Source organism: bacterium (genome assembly GCA_016703265.1).
GTDB lineage: Bacteria > Krumholzibacteriota > Krumholzibacteriia > LZORAL124-64-63 > LZORAL124-64-63 > CAINDZ01.
Genome location: JADJCK010000005.1, coordinates 427166 through 447417, shown reverse-complemented (window position 1 = coordinate 447417; position 20252 = coordinate 427166). Strand labels below are relative to the sequence as shown.

The window sequence follows — 20252 nt, the reverse complement described above, 5'->3', positions numbered from 1 at the left end:
TGCGGCAGGACGGCCGAATCACTGCGGCGTTGCTCTGCGCTCCAATATAGCGCCGGAGACGTCTTTGCGGCACGCCGTGAGTATCCATCCTCGACGCCCCGTAAGTCAAGGCGACCCATCAGGATCCGACTTCGAGGGATGCGGCCGCAGACAAGAACTGGTCCATCCGGTCACCCTTGAGCCCTGCCCCCGCCTGCCCCGCGCGGGAGCCTCAATGCTGCAGTTGCTGCATCTCGAAGAAGAAGCCGCGGCGGCCCATCAGTTCGTCGTACGAGCCGGTTTCCGCGATGCGCCCGGCCTTCATGACGACGATGCGGTCGGCCTTGCGGATGGTCGACAGGCGGTGCGCCACGATGAAGGTGGTACGGTTCTGCACGGCGCGATCGATGGCCTCCTGCACCTTCCTCTCCGAGACCACGTCCAGGGCGGAAGTGGCTTCGTCGAGCACCAGGATGCGCGGGTCGCGGACGAGCGCGCGGGCGATGGCGATGCGCTGGCGCTGGCCGCCCGAGAGCAGCGCGCCGTCTTCGCCGATGCGCGTTTCCAGGCCCCTGGGCAGGCTCAGGACCAGTTCGGACAGGTGCGCGGCGGCAAGTACTTCGGACAGCCATTCGTCGCCCACGTTGTCGAGGCCGTAGACGATGTTCTCGCGGATCGACCCGGAGAAGAGGATCGTCTCCTGCGGCACCACCGAGATGAAGCGGCGGGCCGTGCGCATGTCCAGCTCTTCCATGTCCTGTCCGTCGAACAGGATCCGGCCCGACTGCGGACGGCGGAACCCTATCAGAAGCTGCATCAGCGTGGACTTGCCGGCGCCGCTCGGGCCGACCAGCGCGATGCACTCGCCGGACTGCACCTGCAGGGTGCAATCCACCACCGAGGGCGCCCTGTCGTCGTCGTAGGCGAAGCCGACGTGATCGAACTGCACGCCGCCGTCCATCGCCTCGACCGCGCGCCGGCCGCGGTTCAGCTCCAGGTCCGGGCATTCGAGCACTTCGCCGATGGACCGGATCGACTCCACGCCGCGCGCCATCTGCGGGTAGATGCTGAGCAGCTGTGAAATGCAGTTGACCATCATCGTGAAGAGGCTCTGGTACAGGACGATGTCGCCGACGGTGATCAGGCCGCGCCGGCAGAACCAGACCAGCACGCCGAGCGCGGCGACCATGGAGAGCTGGAAGCTCATCCATGAACTGGAGCCGAACAGCGCATTGATCAGGTCGAGGTGCCGGCCGCGGCGGTTGACGGCCTGGAACTGCGAGTCCATCCGACCGGCGGCCTCGTCCTCCAGCCCGTGCGCCCGGACGACGGGGATCATATTGAGCATCTCCGCCACGTCCGACGACATCCGCTCGATCTCCGAACGGAAGGCGGTGTTCCGCTCGACCATGCGCCGGCCGAACAGCAGGCGCAGCAGTGAAACCAGCGGCGCCATCAGCACGAAGAAGAGCAGCAGCCGCGGCTCCTTGATGGCCGTCACCACCACCGCGAAGATGAAGGAGAAAACGGAGATCGCCCCGGCATCGGCCAGCAGCATGCAGAACATCTGCACCTGCTCGACATCGCGCAGCACCTTGGCCTGGAGCCGCCCGCTTTCGGTGCGGCCGTGGAACGCGATCGAGAGCTGCTGCAGCCGCGTCACCAGCGCGCTGCGCAGGGTCTTCTCCAGGTCGCGGACGGCTCCGCTGACCATCGAGACATACAGGGTGTGCATCGGGACGTTCTGCACGATCAGGATGACCACGGCCCCGAAGTACAGCGCCAGCCGGGGAGCGGGGAAGGCGGTCGGGTCCGTCAGCGAGTTAATCGCACTGGCGACCAGGAACGGGATGGCCCACACCGGAGAGTGCTTGATCACCATCACCAGTGCAGTCGCGAGGTAGTACCGCCGGGATCGGTTCAGCATGCCGAAGAGCGTGCGCAGCGGCCTGGCACTGTCGTAGTGCAGTTCGGGCGGTCCGAGAAGTGGCTGTGGGGGCATCCGGAACTCCTGGCGCGACTACATCACGTCTCGTCGCGAATATCCCGCTTCCGGCGCCCGCGAGTCAAGTTGACCACCGGGTTTCACAGCAACACCGTCGAGAAGGTCTGGATGGCGGCGCCCAGGCCCAACGTGAGCGACCACACGGCGACGCACATGGCAAGGCGAACCGCCCTGGTGCTGATGTGCTTCCCCTCATCCAGGTCGCTGGTCGTGACAATGGTCGCCGCCGTAAACAGCGATACGGCACCTGCCACGCCGATGAAGCACATCAGGACGATCAGCTTCGACTTGGGCACTTCCGGTCCCTGCCCGCCGAGCAGTCCCATGATGCCGCCGAGGGAAACCAGCGAAACACCCGTCAGGTGCTTGAAGAAATCATAGGCCCGCTGGTGCAGGGTCTCGGGATGGTCGGCTTCCGTATTGTCGATCATGGCCGGTTCACTTCCGACGGGGGTATGTCAGGACCAGGAATCGCGCGCGTTCACCAGCCTACTCCCGCACCGGCCAGGCCTCCGCCAGCGGCACCTTGACCACCACCTTGTGGATCAGGTCCTCGCCGACCAGGGGCAGGTGCAGGTCGGTCGGCAGGAAGAGCGCGAACTGGCCCGGGCGCAGGTGCAGCCACAGCTGCGGTGCGCCGGCGAAGAACTGCAGGTCGGCCACCGGGTCCCAGGCCGTGTCCGGCAGCGCGTACATGTCCAGGGGCGCCCAGCCGATCGATTCGCGGCCACCGAGCAGCACCTGGATGTCTGCGTGGCGGCGGTGCGCCTCGAGGCGGCCTTCACCGGCGTGGCGCGCGCGCTGGCGGCTGACCGTGGCATGAACGCCGCGCAGCCCGGCCTCGTAGCGGCCGTCGTCCAGGGACTCGAGACCCGGCTGGCGCAGGAACGCCAGCGCGTCGGCGAACGGGCCCGGCAGGCCGTCGACCACCTCGAGCCGCTCGAGCAGGTCGAGGATCACGGCGCCTGCTCCGCCAGCAGCTCGTCCAGCAGCGCCCGCGCACGCCGCAGGTGCGGGATCACGATCGAGCCGCCGACGATCAGGCCGACATCGAAGATCTCGAGGATCTCCGCCTCGGTGACGCCTTCCTCGACGCAGCGGATGGTGTGGTAGGCGATGCAGTCGTCGCAGCGCAGCACCAGCGAGGCGGCCAGCCCGGCCATCTCCTTCGTGCGGGCGGACAGGGCGCCGTCCTTGTAGGTGGCTGTGTCCAGGTTGAAGAACCGCTTGGTGGTCATGGTCGCGGTCTCGAGCACGCGCGCGTTGAGGCGCTCGCGCTCCGCGCGGAAGGCTTGCAGGCGGCCGGTCATCGCGGGTCCTTTCGCGGAAACGGGCTGGTCTATTCGATTGCGTCGACGGCGCACCATAGCACACCGGGGCCGCCGGCGGCAACCGGGCCACGCTTGCCGCGCACCCGCAGCAATGCTAGCTTCCTCCGTTCCGGCGGCAGGCGCCGCCTGGAGGAAGGATCCGCATGGCCCGCCGCAATGCACCCCGCGACTCCTGGACCGCCGCCGAGCGCCGCCTGTTCGCGCGCCTGAAGTCGCCCCTGCATATCCAGCAGTTCCTCAACGAGCTGAAGTACGACGCCGACTACCGCGCCCGCTCGCCGCGCCGCGTGATGCGCGAGCGCAAGGCCGCCTGCTTCGACGGGGCGATGTTCGCCGCCGCCGCGCTGCGCGAACTGGGCCACCGGCCGCGCCTGGTCGACCTGCGGGCCTGGAACGACGACGACCATGTACTGGCCGTGTTCACCGTCGAGGGCCACTGGGGCGCCGTCGCCAAGAGCAACACGACGGTGCTGCGCTACCGCGAGCCCGTGTACCGGTCACTCAGGGAACTCGTGATGTCGTATTTCGAGGTCTACTTCAACACCGTGGGCCAGAAGACGCTGCGCAGCTACTCGCGCCCGCTCGACCTGGCCACCCTCGACCACCGCAGGTGGCAGTTCGACGAAGAGGACCTGAACTGGATCGGCGACCGCCTCGACGAGCTGCAGCACCTGCCGGTGGTGAGCCCGGCCCAGGTCAGGCTCCTGGCGCCGGTCGACCCGGCCCTGATGCGCGCGGGCTTCCTCGGCGCCGTCCAGGCCGGGCTGTTCCAGGCCAAGAAGCGCCGGCCGCTGGCCTGAGGAGGCCGGCCGTCGCGCCGCGCAACCGGAACCCGGCTCCGCGCGTAGGAACCATTTCCCCCTACGCCGTCCCTGACGCCGGAGTGTCCCATGAAGCGCCTGCCGAACCCGTCCACGGTCGTCGTGTCCGCCCTCCGTCCCCTCGCACTCCTGTTCCTGGCGGCCGCGACGGCCTCGGCCCAGGGCACGTTCCACGGCGATGTCGCCCGCACCGGTGTCTATCCGGAGGCCGGCACGCCGGCGACCGGCCAGTTGAAATGGTCGTTCGCCGCCGGCGCGCCGATCGTCGGCTCGCCGGTCGTGGCTGACGGGGTCGTCTATTTCGGCGCCCTCGACGGCCACCTGCACGCCGTCGAGGCCGCCACGGGCACCGGCAAGTGGAAGTTCAAGTCGCGCATGCCCATCGCGAGCACGCCCGCCATCGACGGTGACACGGTGTACTTCGTCTCGTCGACGGGTGCCCTGGCGGCGCTTTCCGCGGCCACCGGCGAGCCGCGGTGGGTTTGCGCGGTCGAGGGCGAGCGTCGCTTCGAGGCGAAGGGACTCCACGGCTACCCGCCTGCCTCGCAGACCATGCCCGACGCCTGGGACGTGTTCACTTCCTCGCCGGCGGTGAGTGACGGCCTGGTCTTCTTCGGTGCCGGCGACGGCGGCGTCTACGCGGTCGAGGCCGCCACCGGCGTGCTGCAGTGGGCCTTCCGCACCGGCAACGTGGTGCACGCCTCGCCGGCGGTGGCCGGCGGCATCGTCTATGTCGGCAGCTGGGACAGCCGCGTCTACGCGATCGAGGCGCGCACGGGCGTCCTGAAGTGGTCGTTCCAGGCCGGCCTCGACCCGGCCATCCACAACCAGGAGGGATTCCAGTCGTCGTGCGCGGTGGCCGGGGGCGTGGTCTACGTCGGCTGTCGCGATGCGCACGTCTACGCGCTGGATGCGGCGACCGGGGCACGCCTCTGGGACTACCCGACCGGCAAGTCCTGGGTGATCGGCACGCCGGCCGTGCGCGACGGCATCGTCTATGCCGGCACTTCGGACAGTTCGCGATTCTTCGCGCTCGACGCGAAGACCGGTCGTCTGCTGTTCAACTCCGACACGAAGGCCTATGTGTTCTCGTCGGCGGCGTTGAGCGGCCCGCGCGCCTACGTCGGCTGCCACAACGGTACGCTCTACGCCTTCGACGCGCGCACCGGCGCCATCGACTGGCTTTTTCGCACCGAGGGTTCGCGCCGCGACCCGCTCAAGCTGCTCGACGCCGACCTGCGCCTCGACCAGGCGGCATTCCATCCCGTGACCGGCGACTTCGGCGACATGTACATCGACTTCTACCGCTTCTCGACGGTGGGCGCGATCATGGCGTCGCCGGCGATCGCGGACGGCGTCATCTATTTCGGGAGCCTGGACGGACAGCTGTACGCCGTGCGCTAGCCGGAGCGCCTCACCGGAACAGGCTCTTGACCCGGCCCCATGACGTCCGCTGGTCGGCGACCGTTTCCTGCACGACCTCCAGCGTCAGCAGCGCGCTTCCGGACAGGGCGAAACTGACGGCAGCCGGCACGACAACCGTGTCCTGGACGGCGCCGCCCAGGATCACCCGCAGGCCGCTCCAGTCACCCGATCCGGCGGTGAGCATCACGTTGCACTCCGCCGCCGGCGCGTCCGTGGTCAGCCACAGGTCCCAGGTCTCGCGGTCATCGCCGGTGAAGTCGGCCGTCGCCCGCAGGTCACGTCGCCACAGCGTCCCGACGGACGCCCCGGGCAGGCGGAAGCCGGCCAGCAGATGGCGGGTCGGCGGCGCCGGTGGCTCGGGAATGTCGAGGTCGTCGATGCCGGACAGGGCGGCATCGTCCCAGCCCAGCACGTGATCGCCCGCACTGCAGCAGGGGATCCCCGCCTGCACCACGAGCGTCGCCGCCCCTGCGGGCAATGCCAGTGCCAGCACAAGACCCGCAGCCCAGGCCGGGGTGCAGCATCTGGTCCTCGTCGAGATCATGTCCGATCCTTCCTGGCGCAGGTTCATTTCAGCAGCACCATCTTGCGCGAGGCGCCGAGAGAACGTCCATCCAGTCGCAGCCGGCAGACGTAGTTGCCGCTGGCTGCCTGTTGGCCCCGATTGTCCAGCCCGTCCCAGACGAGTGCCGCCGGGCCCGCAGGCAGGCGACCGGCGCGCAGTTCGCGCACCAGTACGCCGCGCAGGTCATGGATCATGACGACGGCGTCGCCGGCAGCCGGCAGCTCGAAGAGGATCCGGGTCTGCGGATTGAACGGGTTCGGTTCGTTGCGAAGCCGCGGATCGAGCCATCCGGCGGGCGGGGGCTGCGTGGCGTCCACGACGGCGAAGTCGAGGTCGAGCCCCGCTGCGGGAACCGCGAGCTCCACCTGCGCCTGCGACTTCAGCGACGGCACGAGTATCCGGCCATGACTGCGCAGTTCCAGGTCGACACCCGCAGGCAGGTCGAGCCCGTCCCAGGTCAGCGTCACCGGTCCGGCGGCGGGCACGGTGAGCCTGGCCGCCCAGGTGAGAAGCCGCTGCCCCGGTGCCCGCAGGTCACTGAGCCAGTCGTCGCCGGTTGCAGGCGACCACCCGGGACGCGGCAGCGTCAGCGCCGGCGCGGCGACGGCGACCGGGGCCGGCGGAGGCGCCGGCAGGTCCAGGGCCGCATCGAAGCCGTCGGTGGCATCCGGGTCCTGGCCCAGCACGATGGCCGGGACGGGCCGGTCGGAAACGACCGCAATGGCCAGCGACCACGGCCCCGTGGCGGTGTCTGCCGTCTTGCCGGCGGATCGGGCCTTCGCCGGCGGCCAGCGCGACGGCGGCAGGCGTTCGCCGTCCTCCATCCAGTCGTGGCGGAAACCGAGCGCCAATCCGTCGACGTGGCTGGCCACCCAGAAGGCATGCCACGGCGCCAGGTCGCCCGTGAGCACATAGCTGCCGGCAGGGTCGGCGCCGTAGACCCGGCTCGAGACCAGGCCCCTGCGCGTTGCGTCGGCAAAGCCGTAGCGCACGCCTTCGTGCGTCACGGTCAATCCCTGCACACTGCCGGGGAACCACAGGGGATAGCCCACGAGCGACCAGCCGGCAGTCAGCTCCACCGAGACGCCGTCGGTCGCCGGCGCACCTTCCAGGCTCCACACGTAGGACACCGCGCTGTTCAACCAATAGCCGGTTCCCGGCGCGTGCGGCGTCGATGATGCCAGGACTTCATAGCTGCGCGACGAAGCCTGCCAGCCGAACAGCCACGGCGCGGACGGCGCCGCATCAGCAAGGAACACGTCTCCCAAAGTGGCGCCCGGCGCCGGCACCAGCGGCGCCGCCACAAGCGACCAGCCGGCAGCCATCACGCGGCGATCCGGCGAGGCAGCCGGGATTCCGGTGCCCAGCCGCACCGTGAACGAACGCACTTCGGCCGCCGCGGCGTCCCACGTGAACACGGGATCGGCCAGGAGGTCGTGCACGCGGCCACTCATCCGGTCGATCAGGAGCAGCGCGCACGGCGCGGCCACGGCCGCATTGGCTTCCGCACTGAGTGTGGCCTGGCCGGCCACGTCGGTGGCGACCTCGAACCGCCAGGACTTCGTGTTCTGGCCGGTGTCGTAGGCGGCTCGCCAATCGGACCGATAGCGGCCGTCGCCACCCGTCCACTCGGCGCGCGCAAACCAGGCCTCCACCGAAGGCGCCGGCTGCGGCGGCGCGGCCGGCAGGTCGAGCGCCGGGTCCAGCCCGTCGCCGGCCCGCGGATCCGTGCCGAGCGTGATCGTGCCGGACGTCAGGCCCCCGACCGCTGCCGTGAGGGTGACCGTCGGCAACAGGTCTGCCGCAACGGCAAGGGCCGACAACGGCACCACCACGTCAGGCGCGGCAGGGTCGTCGCTGGCCAGGACCAGCGTGCCCGCGAGTTCGCCGGCCGCGACGGGGGCACAGGTCACCCGCAGCACCACGGATTCCTTCGGCGCCAGGCTGAGCGGACCGGGCGGTGCGACCGTGAACGCGGCAGGCGTCACGGTGATGCCGACGATCTGCAGCCGACCGCAGCCCTGGTTCCTGATACGCAGCGAGTCAAGGGTCGCCACGCCGACCGGGCAGGCGCCGAAGTCCACCCAGGCCCGGTCGATCGTGATCGCCGGTTCGCCGACAGCCGTCATCGTGACCGGCAGCACCACCAGCGGTGTCAGGGGATCGTTGCTGTCGAACCGGAGTTCGCGATGCCGTGTCGCACCGCAGTTGTCACCGGAGGCGAACGCGAGCGTCAGCTCCTGCGAGGCGCCTGCGGCGATCGAACCGGTCGACTGCGAAACGGCCAGCCAGGCCCCCCCGTTGAGCCAGTCGATCACGTGATGCCCGAAGACACGGTTGGACGCGACGCCGAGCCGGCTGTTGTTGAACAGGACGTGCGACAGGGCCACGACGCGACCGGCGCCGACCGAACTGAGCGCGGCGATGGACTGCCCCTGCGGGCCGCGCGCCAGGCGGGCCGCAGGTCCGGTGATCGAGGACAGGACGGTTGTCGACGAGGTCGTCGAAAGGTTCGCCACGCCCTGGGTGATGACATGGGGATCGAGCAGCGACGTGAAACCGCCGGCGCTCGCCGCCGCCCCGTACGCGATCCCGGCCTCGGCCGCGGCCAGGATGGCCGTGAAGTCCGCCGTCGTCGACGTCTCGCACAGCAGGCTGCCGCCCGACCATAGCCAGCGCGCGAGTGCGCCCGCCTCGGCCGTCTCCCAGGGCGTTGTGCCGTGATTGACGTAGACGATGTCGAAACCGGCCAGGAGCATGCTGTCGACCGGCTGGTCGCTCTCGACGACGACCGCGCCCCGCGCCGCAAGCTCACCGGTGAAGTTGGACCAGTTCACGGCGGCATACTCGCCGTGGCCGCGCGGCCAGAGGATGCGCAGGCCCGTGAGGTCCCCGCCCGTGCCCGTCGTGGGCTGCTGCAACGACCAGTCGAGTGCGCCCGACCCGTTGTTGCTGATGGTCACCACGCGTGAGGCGGAAGTGCCGGCCGGCAGCACCATCGACACCGAATCCGGCGCCACCTCGATGACCGCCGGCGCCACGCCGAAGCAGGTCGTCTCGACGACAATGACCGGCTCGTCGGGATCGTCGCTCGTCAGGGTGACCTGGCCGGCAATCTGCCCGGCGGCCAGGGGCGCGCACGTGACCAGCACGGTCAAGGTCGAATCGGGCCCGACCGTGACGGGCCCCGGCTGCGCCACGGTGAAATCGGCACGATCCGACCCGATGGCGCTGATGTGCAGCGGGATGCAGCCCCGGTTGCCGACGATGAGGGTATCGGTGCGCGCCGTCCCGAGAAAGCGGGAACCGAAGTCGAGCCTCGAGGGTGCCACCGTGATATCGGTCCCGCCCGGCACGCGCATCGCCACGGGAAGCTCGATCGGCAACCGGTGCGGATCGTCATGGGTGATGGTGATCAGCGCCCGAGCGTCGCGGTCGCAGATGAAGTTGGCATCGAACGAGGCGACCACTTCCTGGCTCTCTCCGGCCGGGACCATTCCCGACGCAGGATCGAGCCGGACCCAGAAGGCGCTGAGCCCCATGAGGACGATCTCGTTGCCGGCCAGCTCGACCATGTCGGACCGTCCGTCGAGGTCGTCATCGCCCGCGAAATCGCCTGGCTGGAAGGCATTGAAGAGCGTGCGGCCGCCCGGCCCGAGCACGATGGCGTTGGGCCCTGCCGCGCCGGTGAAGCCGGCCAGGGACACGGCGCCAGCGCGGAGGGTCACGACATCGACATAGACGCCGGCGCTCAGGGTGTTCTTCACTTCCGTGATCCGGTCAGGTTGCCGGAACAGGCGATGGTCGGGATCATGGGCCACGACGTCGAAGTCAGCATGGGATGACGTCATCGTCTGGACACCCATGCGGGTAAAGAGCTCCGGCAGGTTGCTGCCGTAATAGGAACCGTCGTTGTAGATGAGTGTGCCGCCGGCGTCGACGTGCGCCACCAGCAGGTCCTGCGCCGCCTCGACGGGGAATAGCCGCGGTTGCTGACGACGACCAGGTCCCAGTCGGACTGCTGCAGGTACCACAGGAAATCCCACCAGTTGTAGACCAGCGTGAAATCGAGGCCCAGGCGCTGCAGTCCCAGGTTGTAGGCATCGGTATCGGGCAGGTAGGTGACCAGCGCGATAGTCCGCGGTCCGCTCCCGGTCCGGTTGACGTTGGTGTAGCGCCGGGCGCCCTGCGGGCCGGCTGCATCCTTGTCTCCGGCCTGGTCAGCGGTCGACGCCCTCGGGGACGGCGGCAGTTCGACGACGCGATAGTCGGCCGCCTCATCCCAGGCCGAGGTTACCTGGTCGAACAACACCGAGGCCGACCAGTTCAGCTGGCCGGGCCCGTGGTTGGCCACTTCCAGCCGCCTCGTCCGACGCGCGCCCGGCATCAGGTCCATGTCGAGGGAATCCGGCGACACGGTGATGGTCGGCGCAACCAGGCACAGCCCCGTCAGGCCGACGCCCAGCGACGGCTGATCGGGATCATCGCTCGTGATGGTGACGGCGCCGCCCATGGGACCGCCGGCTTCGGGTATCCAGGTGGCCGAGAGTGTGAGCAGCGAATCGGGCGCGAGCGTGTACGGACCCGCGCCGGCGATCGTCACCTCGGCCAGGTCCGTGGTCACGCTGTAGACAGTCAACGGCTCGCAACCCGTGTTGCGCAGCCCGATCGTACGCACGACCACCGATCCGAGGTACGCGCTGCCGAAGGCGATCTGCGACGGATCGCAAACCAGGTGCGACCCGCGGGAGACGTCCAGAGATGTCGGGACAGACACCTGGGGAGTGTGCGGGTCATTGGAACTGAAGACGAGGGGCGCCTCGTACCTTTGTCCGCAACGATCGGCGGTATTGAACGTGACGGTGAGCTCCTGCGTGGCGCCCGCCAGCACGATCCCCGAGCGGGGCTGGACCGAGACCCATGGTGCAGCCATCGCCAGGTAGGCCAGTTCATTCATGGCCAGCTCGACGACATCGCGGGTCCCGTCACCATCGGCGTCGGCAGAATACGCAGCGGGCAGGAACGAGTTGAAGATCGTGCGGCCGGTGTGCCCGAGAACGACGGCCTCCCCGCCGTCCGGGGGCAGGTAGCGGGCCAGCGGCTGCGAGCCCGGGCCCGCCGCCACGACCTGGAGCTGTTGCCCATAGCTCGAGTTGGTGCCGAAAGTCCGGGGCACCTGCTCCGGCCACCAGAAGCAGGGGTGGTCCACCATGGCCGCCACGAATGGCCGCGGGACCGGCAGCGATGCCAGCTGCGTGACGCCGAGCTGTGACCACAGCCCGTGGAGAAGGCCTCCCATGTTCATCGCGCCCACGATGAGCCGCCCACCGCCATCGAGGTGCTGCGACAGGCGGTTCAGTCCCGACACCGGCGGCGTGCCGGCGCCCGTGACCACCACCAGGTCCCATGGTGTGGTCGTCGCCAGATAGGCTTCCAGGGAGCCCCAGGTCTGCACCTGGATGTGCGGCAGGCCCAGGCGTGTCAGCGCCAGCGCCCACGGGTCGGTTTCCGGCGACCATCCGGCCATGTGGATGATGCGCCGCGCCGGGACGGACAGGTCGGCAATGCCGGACAGGGCCGACATCGAGTCGGCGACATCCGCTGCCACCGACCAGGCCAGGGTGTTGCCGCCGCGATTGGAGACGGTCAACTGCCGGGTCGCGATGCGCCAGGGCGCCAGGTCCACGGACAGGGTTTCGCCCGACACTTCGATCACCGGCGCGACCAGGCCCAGCCCCTCGGCGGCCAGGCTCACGTACGGCTCGTCGGGATCATCGGAAGCCACCACGACCTGCGCCGCGGCCAGCCCGGGCGTCGTCGGCGCAAAGGTCACGAGGATCTCGCGCCACGACCGCGCCTCGATCGTGAACGGGCCGGCGGGTTCGACGGTGAAATCGCCCGCCGTCGTCGTGATCGAATGCACCGTCAGTGTCGCGCAGCCCGCATTCTCCACGACCAGCGTATCGACTGCCGAGGCGCCCAGGAAGACCTGGGTGAAGGAAGCCGCGCCCGTCGCCGCCACGTCCGGCGTGCCCGCCACGTCGAGCGACAACGGCACTATCACCGAGGGCTGGAGCGGATCGTTGCTCGTGACGACCAGCGGCGCCTCGAGGCGCCCGCCGCAATGGGTGGCCGCATCGAAGACGACGGGCAACTCGAAGGTCCCTCCCGGCGCCAGGACGCCGGATACGGGCACCATCTGCACCCACGGTTCGCCGCGTGCGAGCAGCGCAATCTCGTTGGCCGCCACCTCGATCGCATCGGGCACGTTGTCGTTGTCGTCGTCGGCGCCGTAGTCTGCGAGATGGAACAGGTTGCACAGGGTCCGACCGGTGGGGCCCAGGATTATGGCCGCGGAGGCCCCCACGGGCGAGAAATCGGCCAGGACCTGCGCGCCGCCGAGCGGTACGCCATCCACGCCATTGGGTGTCACGGCATCGACCGTCGTTCGCAGCTGCGTGATCCGGTGCGGCCACCAGAACAACCGGTGACCGGGGTCGCGCGCCACCCAGTCCAGCGGTGTCGTGTGCGTCGAACTGAAGCCCACGCCGAGGCGCGTGAGCAGCGCGTGTGACGCATAGCCGCCGAACCTGGTGTCGGCATGAATGAGGGCGCCGCCGCGATCAACGTGGGCGAGCAGCTGGTTGAGGACGGATGTCGACGCCGTGATCGTGCTGTGGACGATCACGAGGTCCCAGTCGCTCGCCAGCGCCAGTTCGCTCCCCAGTGTCGACCAACTGGTGACGATGACGTGGCTGAGCCCCGCCATCCTGAGCGCCACGGCGTACGGGTCGTCGGCGCCGTCTCGCGTCGCCAGCAGCAGGATCTTCGGCACATCGATGGGCAGGCGCCGGTTCGTCCAGGCCTGGCGCAGGAACGGGGCGACAGCTTCGTCCGCCGTACCCGGATCCGCCGCAGTCGTCGTCACCGTGAACCCGGCCTCCGCCGTGGCCAGGGCCAGGGCAAAGGCCAGGGAATCCGAAGGCTGCACGCTCGCCGACCAGACCAGGTCTGACGCGCCTTCGTTGCCGATGGTCACCAGGCGCGTGACGCGGTCGCCGGGAACAAGCGCTTCCGCGAGCGCCGCCGGCGCGACGGTGATCACGGGCGGTTCGACACCACGGCCCGCAAGCGGGATCTCGACCAGCGGCCGGTCTGCGTCGTTGCTACTGATCCCGAGCACCCCGGCGAAGTCGCCCACGGCGTCCGCCGCGAATTCGACGCGTACGTACACGGTGTCGAACGGCGCCACCGTGAACGGGCCTGCAGGGGAGACGCTGAACGGTCCGTCTCCCGCGAGGACACCGGCGACCTCCAGGTCCTCGCAGCCTGCCGCGATGACGGCCACATCGGCAGACAAGCGCCCGCCGATGAAACACGGACCGAACGCCAGGCTGTCCGGCGCCACCTCGATGTGCACCGTCCCGAGGACGTCGAAGAACGTCGGCACGTCGACGGCCGGCCGGTGCGGATCGTTGCTGCGGATCTCGACGTCGGCGGCGTACGCGGAACCGCACAGGTCCCCGGCATCGAAGGCCACGGCCAGTTCCTGCGAGGCCAGCGGCGGGACGGTGCCTGACGCCGGCGTGACCGCCAGCCAGCCCAGCCCGCGCAGCCAGTCGATGGCCTGGTTCCCGAACACGCGGTTGTCGTCGTACCCGATGAGCCCATCGTCGAGCATCGGCGCATTGATCAGCACGACGCGACCCCTGTCGGCTGTCGTGGCTGCCGCGCTGGCCTCGAAAGACTGGGAACTGAGTGCCAGAGGCTGGGCCGGCACCCCGCTGATGACGACCTGGCAGTAGCTGTAGTAGCTCTGGAGCCTGTCCAGTCCCGCGGTCACGGGGTGCGGGACAACCAGCGAAGCACCGTCCGAAACGTAGCCGGGTATCATTGCGAGCCCCGCGGACAGGGCCGTCACGATCGGCGTGAAGGGCTCCGGCTCGAAGGTCTCCAGGAGCAGGCCCCCGCCTGCGCGCACCCACGCCACCAGGTCCGCCACTTCACGATCGGTCCAGGTCGCGTTGCCGTAGTTGGCCCAGACCACATCGAAATCTTCGAGCAGCGCTGCGGTCAGCGGCGCTCCGTCTCGACAACCTCCGCGCCCCGCTCCCGCAGGTCGCCGACCAGGACCGCCCAGTACTCGGTGCTGTAGTTCTCGTGCGCCAGCGTCCAGAGGATGCGCGTGCCGGTGAGATCCTCCAGCTCGGCTGTGCGCGGGTTCGAGTCGGCGGCGTCGGCATCGGTGGTGCCGGCCGGCGTTGGCGGTTCCCGGCGGTTCGGCAGGGGCAGGGCCCCAGCCGCGCGCGGCGCCAGCGTCATGGTCAGCGGCGTGTGCAGCGCGCGAGCGTCAGCCCGCCACTCGAGTGCACCCAGGCCGCTGTTGGTGATGGTCAGCGTTCGAGTCACGGTCTCCCCGGCAGGCGCCGCTGCGGAGAGCGAATCGGGCAGTACCGAGATGATGGGCGGCTCTGCCCCAGTGCCGACGATGCCGACCGCCAGCACCGGCTCGTCCGGGTCGTTGCTCGAGATGTTGAGCGTGGCGGCAACGGCACCGACAGTTTCCGTGCCCCAGGTGACGACCAGGTGGCGCGAGGAACCCGGCTCGAGCGCGAACGGTCCCCCGTCGCCCAGCGTGAACTCGGGGTGGTCGATGGCGGCGCCACTGACCTCCAGCCGATCGCAGCCCCCGTTGCTGACCAGCACCGAGTCGACCATGACGGTCGTCAGGTACCGAAATCCGAAGTCCAGGGGCATCGGCGAGACCGCGATATCCGTGCCGCCGCCGACGTCCAGCGTGGCGGTGACCATCGTCGCGGGATGGAGCGGATCGTTGCCCTCGATGGCCACGAGCCCGGAGGCGTCCAGGTTGCAGAACCGTTCGGCGTCGAAGATGACGTCGAGTCCCGCCGTGGCGCCCGGCGGCACCACGCCCGCCGCGGGATCCAGCGTGAGCCAGGTGCCGGTCGCCAGCCAGTCGATGACGCGGTGGCCCAGCAGGTGATTGTCGTTCGCACCGAGGAAACCGTCGGCGAACATCTCATCGGTCAGGGCCACGATGCGGCCGCGGCCCACGCGGCTCCAGGCCAGGACGGGCTCCTGTTGGGCGTCGCGGGCCAGCACACCGGCCGGCGGCGCGACCAGGTCGAATCCGGTCTCCGGGTACGCCAGCCGGATTGCCGACACTTCAGCGGTGGCGGGGTGGGGAACGATGTCCCGGATCACTCCCGGGGAGCCATACCCGCCGTAGCTGATGCCGGCCCCCACGGCCGTGAGCACCGGATTGAGATCGGGGCCCGAGCTGTCGCTCTCGATCAGGAGGTTGCCGCCGGCGGCCAGCCAGCCTGCCAGTGTCGACTGTTCCGCCGGCGAGGTCGCGATCCAGATATCGGTCAGCCAGACGATGTCGACATCGGCCAGCAACTGCGGCGTCCAGGCGGCCTCGCTGTCGAAGACCTCGGCGCCCCGCGCGCGCAGTTCCCCGGCCAGCTGCACCCAGTAGTAGTCGACCGGGTACTGGCCATGCGCGGTATCCCACAGGATCCGGACACCGTCCAGGTCCAGCAGCTGCGTCGACAGTGCCGGCGTCGCGACCGGCGACGATGACAACTGCGCGACATCCCGGTCCCGGTCCACCGTCGGCAGCGACGCCGGTGCCGTCACTGCCGGCCATTCCCACGCCGAGAGGCCGGTGGCGGCGCTCACGGCAGCGGTCCAGGCCAGCTCTGTCGGACCGCTGTTGGCGATCGTCACGGTGCGGATCGCCCTGGCGCCGGGCAGCAGCGATGCCGACACGGAACCCGGCTCCACCGACATGACGGGCGGCCCGCCCGTGGTGGCGGTCACCGACGCGGTGACCGGGGCGAACAGCCCGTATTCGTCGCGCGCCGACACGGCGAACCAGTAGGTCGTGTCGAAGGCGAGGCCGCCGACACGGACCGTCTCCGGAGCACCGGCCGGCAACGGCCGTGGCAGGCCGGTGACGCGCGTCCCGGTGTCGAAGTTGAGTGCATCGAGCGGGAAGGTGGCGAAGCGGATCTCGTGCGCCGTCGGCGTGCCGATGCTCCCGTCGTCACCGGTGGCTGTCCACGCGAGTTCGACCCACTGCCCTGCGGTGGCCGTCACCGCCATGTCGACGATCGGCGCCGGCGGAATGGTGTCGACCCCGGCCATCGCACGGAACACGTTCAGCCGGGCGCCTGTTGCCATGAGGCCCGACAGCTGCGGCAGGGGGTCGGCGGAATTGAACACCAGCAGGCGCGCCGATGCGGCCGGGATTCCCGGAAAGCGCGCCAGGATGAGCGCCAGGGCGCCGGACACGTGGGGACAGGCCATCGAGGTGCCGTCCATGTATCCGTAGCCGCCGTCCGGGAACGTGCTGTAGATGGAAACACCGGGCGCGGCAATATCGACGCTGGTCGCTCCCCAGCATGAGAAGTAGGCCAACTGGTCGTCGTTGTCGGTTGCCGCGACCGCAATGATGTTGTCGAGCGCGTAGCTCGCCGGGTAGTGGGGGTAACCGTCGTTGTTGTAGGCTGTGTTCCCGGCAGCAGCGACGAAAAGCACGCCGGCCTCGCCGGCCTGGCTGATGGCGTCGAGCAGGGCCTGCGACCAGGGCCCGCCTCCCCAACTGTTGCTCAGGATGTCCGCGCCCATGCGCACGGCATAGCCCACCGAGGCCACGGCGGCGTCCGTCGTGCCGTAGCCGCCGGCGTCGAGGAACTTGACCGCCATCAGCTTCACGCGCCAGTTCACGCCGGCAACGCCGACCCCGTTGTTGCCGACGGCGCCGATCGTGCCCGCGCAATGCGTGCCGTGCCCGTGGTCGTCGACCGGCTGCGCGTCGTTGCCGACAAAATCGTAGCCGAACACGTCGTCGATGTAGCCGTTGGTGTCGTCATCGAGCCCGTTGCCGGCGATCTCGCCGGGGTTGGTCCACATGTTGGCGGCCAGGTCGGGATGCAGCGGATCGATGCCCGTGTCGATGATCGCCACGACGACATCCGCCGAGCCGGTGCCCTGGTCCCAGGCTTCGGGCGCGTCGATGTCGGCATCGATGGTGCCGCCATCGCGACCGTCGTTGGACAGCCCCCACAGCTTCCCGAACGACGGGTCGTTGGGCACGACGTCGGCCTGCCAGACATAGTTCGGCTCGATGTAGGCGATGTCCGCGTCGGCGGCATAACGCGCGACGGCCGTGGCGACCTTGTCGTCGGGCAGGCGCAGCAGGAGCGCGCCCGTGAACGTGAGTTCGGCCTTGACCTCGGCGCCGAGATCCGCCAGCACGGCCGACCGCTTGGCCGCCGCCGCTCCCGGCCTGAACTTCAGGATGATCTCGCCGGGTACCGTGGCCTGGCCGGCGGTCAGTGCCGAAGCAGCCGGAGCCAGGAATCCGAGTACGGTCAACATCACGACGAACGCGGTGATTCGCGCCGGGCGCAGCCTGCGGCAGGGCATCGTTGTCCTCCATCGGTTCCGGATTCATGACCGATACGGTTTGGCACGGCACGCCGGAGGCGCACCACGTGAGCGTAGCGATTTGAAAGTGATTGGTCAATCGACGTACGGCCCCGCGCCGCTGCCCGCGCTGGCCGCCGACGACCCCGCCCACCCGGTCGGCCCGGCGCAGCTGCTGGCGCAGCCGCCCCTGGACCCGGCCCGGCTGTGGCCGCGCGCCGGCCAGCGCCTGGAACTGCCCGGCGGCGATGCGGCCGCCTGGACCGTGACGGCCGCGCCCGGGGGCAGCCTCACCCTGCCGGCGGCGAGCGGCGCGGACCCGCGCTGGGCCGTGGCAGCGACCTACCTCACCTCGACGGCATTCACCGGCGGCAAGCTGACGATCCGCGGCACGCAGCCGTTCTCGGCCTGGCTGGACGGACAGAAGCTGGTCGATCGCGCACGGGCCGATTCCAGCGCCGCCGAGGTGACGGCCGACCTGAAGCTGACCCAGGGCAAGCACGCGCTGGTCGTGTACACGCTGAGCAACCCGGAGTCACAGGCCGCCTGGACGCTGGGTGCCTCGTTGGAGGCCGGCGACCCGACCGCTGTCGCGACCCTCGGTGCGCTCACCACGCCGGAACACCCCGTCCGCATCCGCGACTACCTGGACACGCAGGCGGTGTCCGGCGTCCAGCTGTCGGCCACCGGCGAACTGGTCGCGATCACGCTGCGGCGGCCCGAGGTGCCGAGCGACTCGGGCGAGACATGGGTCGAGATCAGGCGCGCCGCCGACGGCGCCCTGGTGCGCACGATCCGCGGCGATCATGCCGGTTCGTTCACCTGGGGCGCCAGCGGCCAGCGCTGCAGCTATGTCACGCAGCGCGACGGCAAGTCCACGCTGTGGCTCGATGACCTGGCGGGCGGGCCGGCGCGCGCGCTGCTGCGCGACGTGGAGCACTTCGGCGGGCACCGCTGGCTGCCCGGCGGCCGGGCCATCGTCTACACGCTGGACGAGGAGCGCGGCAAGGACCCCGAGGGCTTCAAGCGCCTGCGCGGGCTGACCGACCGCTGGGCCGGCGCGCGCAGCGTGGGCTCACTGCACCTGGTCACCGTGGCCGACGGGGTGACGCGCCGGTTGACCGCCGGCCGCTGGTCGTGCGAGGTCCAGGACGCGAGCGCCGACGGCAGCAAGCTGCTGTTCACGCGCACGATGCGCGACGACGCGAAGTTCCCCTTCAACGAGGATGAGCTGTACGAACTCGAACTGAACACGCTGGCGGCCGTGAAGGTGGTGTCGGTGCCGCGCGGCGTGGGCGCGCGCTACGGCCCGGGCACCGGCACGCTGGTGCTGCGGGCGGGTCCGTCGGCGTTCGACGGCGTGGGCCGCAACCTGCCGGACGGGCGCATCCCGAACGACTACGACGGCCAGCTCTTCACGCTCGACCGCGCCACGGGCAAGGTGGACCCCATCACCCGCGACTTCGCGCCCGCGATCGGCGACTTCGCCTGGTCGCCGCGTGCGGGCCGCCTCTTCGCGACGGCGACCGACACCACGGCCGTGGGCCTGTACGCCTGGGATCCCGCGAAGCGCGCCTGGGCGGCGCTGGCCACGCAGGTGGAGGCCGTCGGCAGCCTCGTGCTCTCGGCAGACGGCTCGCGCCTGGCCTGGTACGGCGAGGACTCGATGCGCCCCGAGCGCGTCTACACCCTCGACCTGGCCCGCAAGGGCGCGCGGCCGGCGCTGGTGGCCGAGCCGGCAGCCAACGAGCTGGCCGACGTGCAACTGGGCCGCCACGAGACGTGGGACTTCACGAGCGCAAGCGGCACGCGCATCCTCGGCGACGTCTACTACCCGCCCGAGTACACGCCCGGGACGAGCCGCAGCTGGCCATGCATCGTCTTCTACTACGGCGGCACCTCGCCCGTCTCGCGCGAGTACGGCGGGCGCTACCCGAAGAACCTCTGGGCTGCGCACGGCTACGTTGTCTACGTGCTGCAGCCGAGCGGGGCCACGGGCTTCGGGCAGGAATTCTCGTCGCGCCACGTGAACGACTGGGGCCTGACCACGGCCGACGAGATCATCGAGGGCACCGGGAAGTTCCTCGACGCGCACCCGTTCGTGGACCGCGACCGCGTCGGCTGCATCGGCGCCAGCTACGGCGGCTTCATGACGATGATGCTGGCGACGAAGACCGACCTCTTCGCCGCCGCCATCTCCCACGCGGGAATCAGCGCGCTGACCAGCTACTGGGGCGAGGGCTGGTGGGGCGTCGACTACAGCAGCGTGGCCACGTCCGGCAGCTACCCCTGGAACCGGCCCGACCTGTACGTCGGGCAGAGCCCCCTCTTCCATGCCGACCGCATCACCACGCCGCTGCTTCTGCTGCACGGGGCCGCCGACACCAACGTGCCGGTGGGCGAGAGCGAGCAGATGTACGCGGCGCTGCGGGTGCTGGGCAAGCCGGTCGAGTTCATCCGCGTGGACGGACAGAACCACTGGATCCTGAACTACCCGCAGCGTGTCGTCTGGATGGAGACCATCATCGCCTGGTTCGACCGGCAGCTGAAGGGCCAGCCGGCGTGGTGGGACGAACTGTACGGCGACGACAAAGCCGGCGGCGGCCGCTAGGCCCCTGGCGGGAGCCGGCCCTTGACAGGACGGCTCCCGTCACACCGTTTTGGGGCGA

Annotated in this window: 11 protein-coding genes; 3 read left to right on the top strand and 8 right to left on the bottom strand. The window is 69.9% G+C overall.

Going from position 1 to position 20252, the window contains the following annotated elements; translation table 11 throughout:
• Window positions 1-211 precede the first annotated feature (211 nt).
• The 4 genes from IPG61_11470 to IPG61_11455 form a co-directional block, all read right to left on the bottom strand.
• The gene (locus IPG61_11470) at window positions 212-1981 is read right to left on the bottom strand and encodes an ABC transporter ATP-binding protein (GenBank protein ID MBK6734688.1); all 1770 of its coding nucleotides are present in this window, start codon (window positions 1979-1981) and stop codon (window positions 212-214) included.
• A gap of 83 nt (window positions 1982-2064) precedes the next feature.
• A complete protein-coding gene (locus IPG61_11465; GenBank protein ID MBK6734687.1) occupies window positions 2065-2415 on the bottom strand; it encodes a hypothetical protein in 351 nt (116 codons plus the stop codon).
• 58 nt (window positions 2416-2473) lie between these two features.
• The gene (locus IPG61_11460; GenBank protein ID MBK6734686.1) at window positions 2474-2944 is read right to left on the bottom strand and encodes a YhcH/YjgK/YiaL family protein; all 471 of its coding nucleotides are present in this window, start codon (window positions 2942-2944) and stop codon (window positions 2474-2476) included.
• Window positions 2941-3294, bottom strand: a complete 354-nt coding sequence (locus IPG61_11455; GenBank protein MBK6734685.1) for a carboxymuconolactone decarboxylase family protein — start codon at window positions 3292-3294, stop codon at window positions 2941-2943. Before IPG61_11455 ends, IPG61_11460 begins: the two co-directional genes overlap by 4 nt.
• Window positions 3295-3458: 164 nt before the next feature.
• On the opposite strand from IPG61_11455, the gene IPG61_11450 reads away from it, so the two are divergent.
• Both IPG61_11450 and IPG61_11445 read left to right on the top strand, forming a co-directional pair.
• Complete coding sequence (locus tag IPG61_11450; GenBank protein MBK6734684.1) at window positions 3459-4115, top strand: hypothetical protein; 657 nt, start codon at window positions 3459-3461, stop codon at window positions 4113-4115.
• A gap of 90 nt (window positions 4116-4205) precedes the next feature.
• On the top strand, window positions 4206-5540 hold the full coding sequence (locus IPG61_11445) for a PQQ-like beta-propeller repeat protein (GenBank protein MBK6734683.1): 1335 nt from the start codon (window positions 4206-4208) through the stop codon (window positions 5538-5540).
• A gap of 10 nt (window positions 5541-5550) precedes the next feature.
• Here IPG61_11445 and IPG61_11440 read toward each other — a convergent pair whose 3' ends face one another.
• Genes IPG61_11440 through IPG61_11425 form a run of 4 tightly spaced genes read right to left on the bottom strand, consistent with a single transcriptional unit; the run spans window position 5551 to window position 17583 of the window.
• Complete coding sequence (locus tag IPG61_11440) at window positions 5551-6105, bottom strand: hypothetical protein (protein MBK6734682.1); 555 nt, start codon at window positions 6103-6105, stop codon at window positions 5551-5553.
• Window positions 6106-6128: 23 nt separating this feature from the next.
• Complete coding sequence (locus IPG61_11435; protein ID MBK6734681.1) at window positions 6129-10076, bottom strand: choice-of-anchor D domain-containing protein; 3948 nt, start codon at window positions 10074-10076, stop codon at window positions 6129-6131.
• Entirely contained in the window at window positions 9974-14173 is a 4200-nt protein-coding gene (locus IPG61_11430; protein ID MBK6734680.1) for a choice-of-anchor D domain-containing protein, read from the bottom strand. Before IPG61_11430 ends, IPG61_11435 begins: the two co-directional genes overlap by 103 nt.
• A gap of 26 nt (window positions 14174-14199) precedes the next feature.
• Window positions 14200-17583 (bottom strand): S8 family serine peptidase, encoded by a 3384-nt coding sequence (locus IPG61_11425; protein ID MBK6734679.1) that lies wholly within the window; start codon window positions 17581-17583, stop codon window positions 14200-14202.
• An 88-nt stretch (window positions 17584-17671) separates the two neighbouring features.
• Here IPG61_11425 and IPG61_11420 point away from each other — a divergent pair, with 88 nt between their 5' ends.
• Window positions 17672-20194, top strand: coding sequence for a S9 family peptidase (locus tag IPG61_11420; protein ID MBK6734678.1), 2523 nt, complete (start codon window positions 17672-17674; stop codon window positions 20192-20194).
• The last annotated feature ends 58 nt before the right edge of the window (window positions 20195-20252 follow it).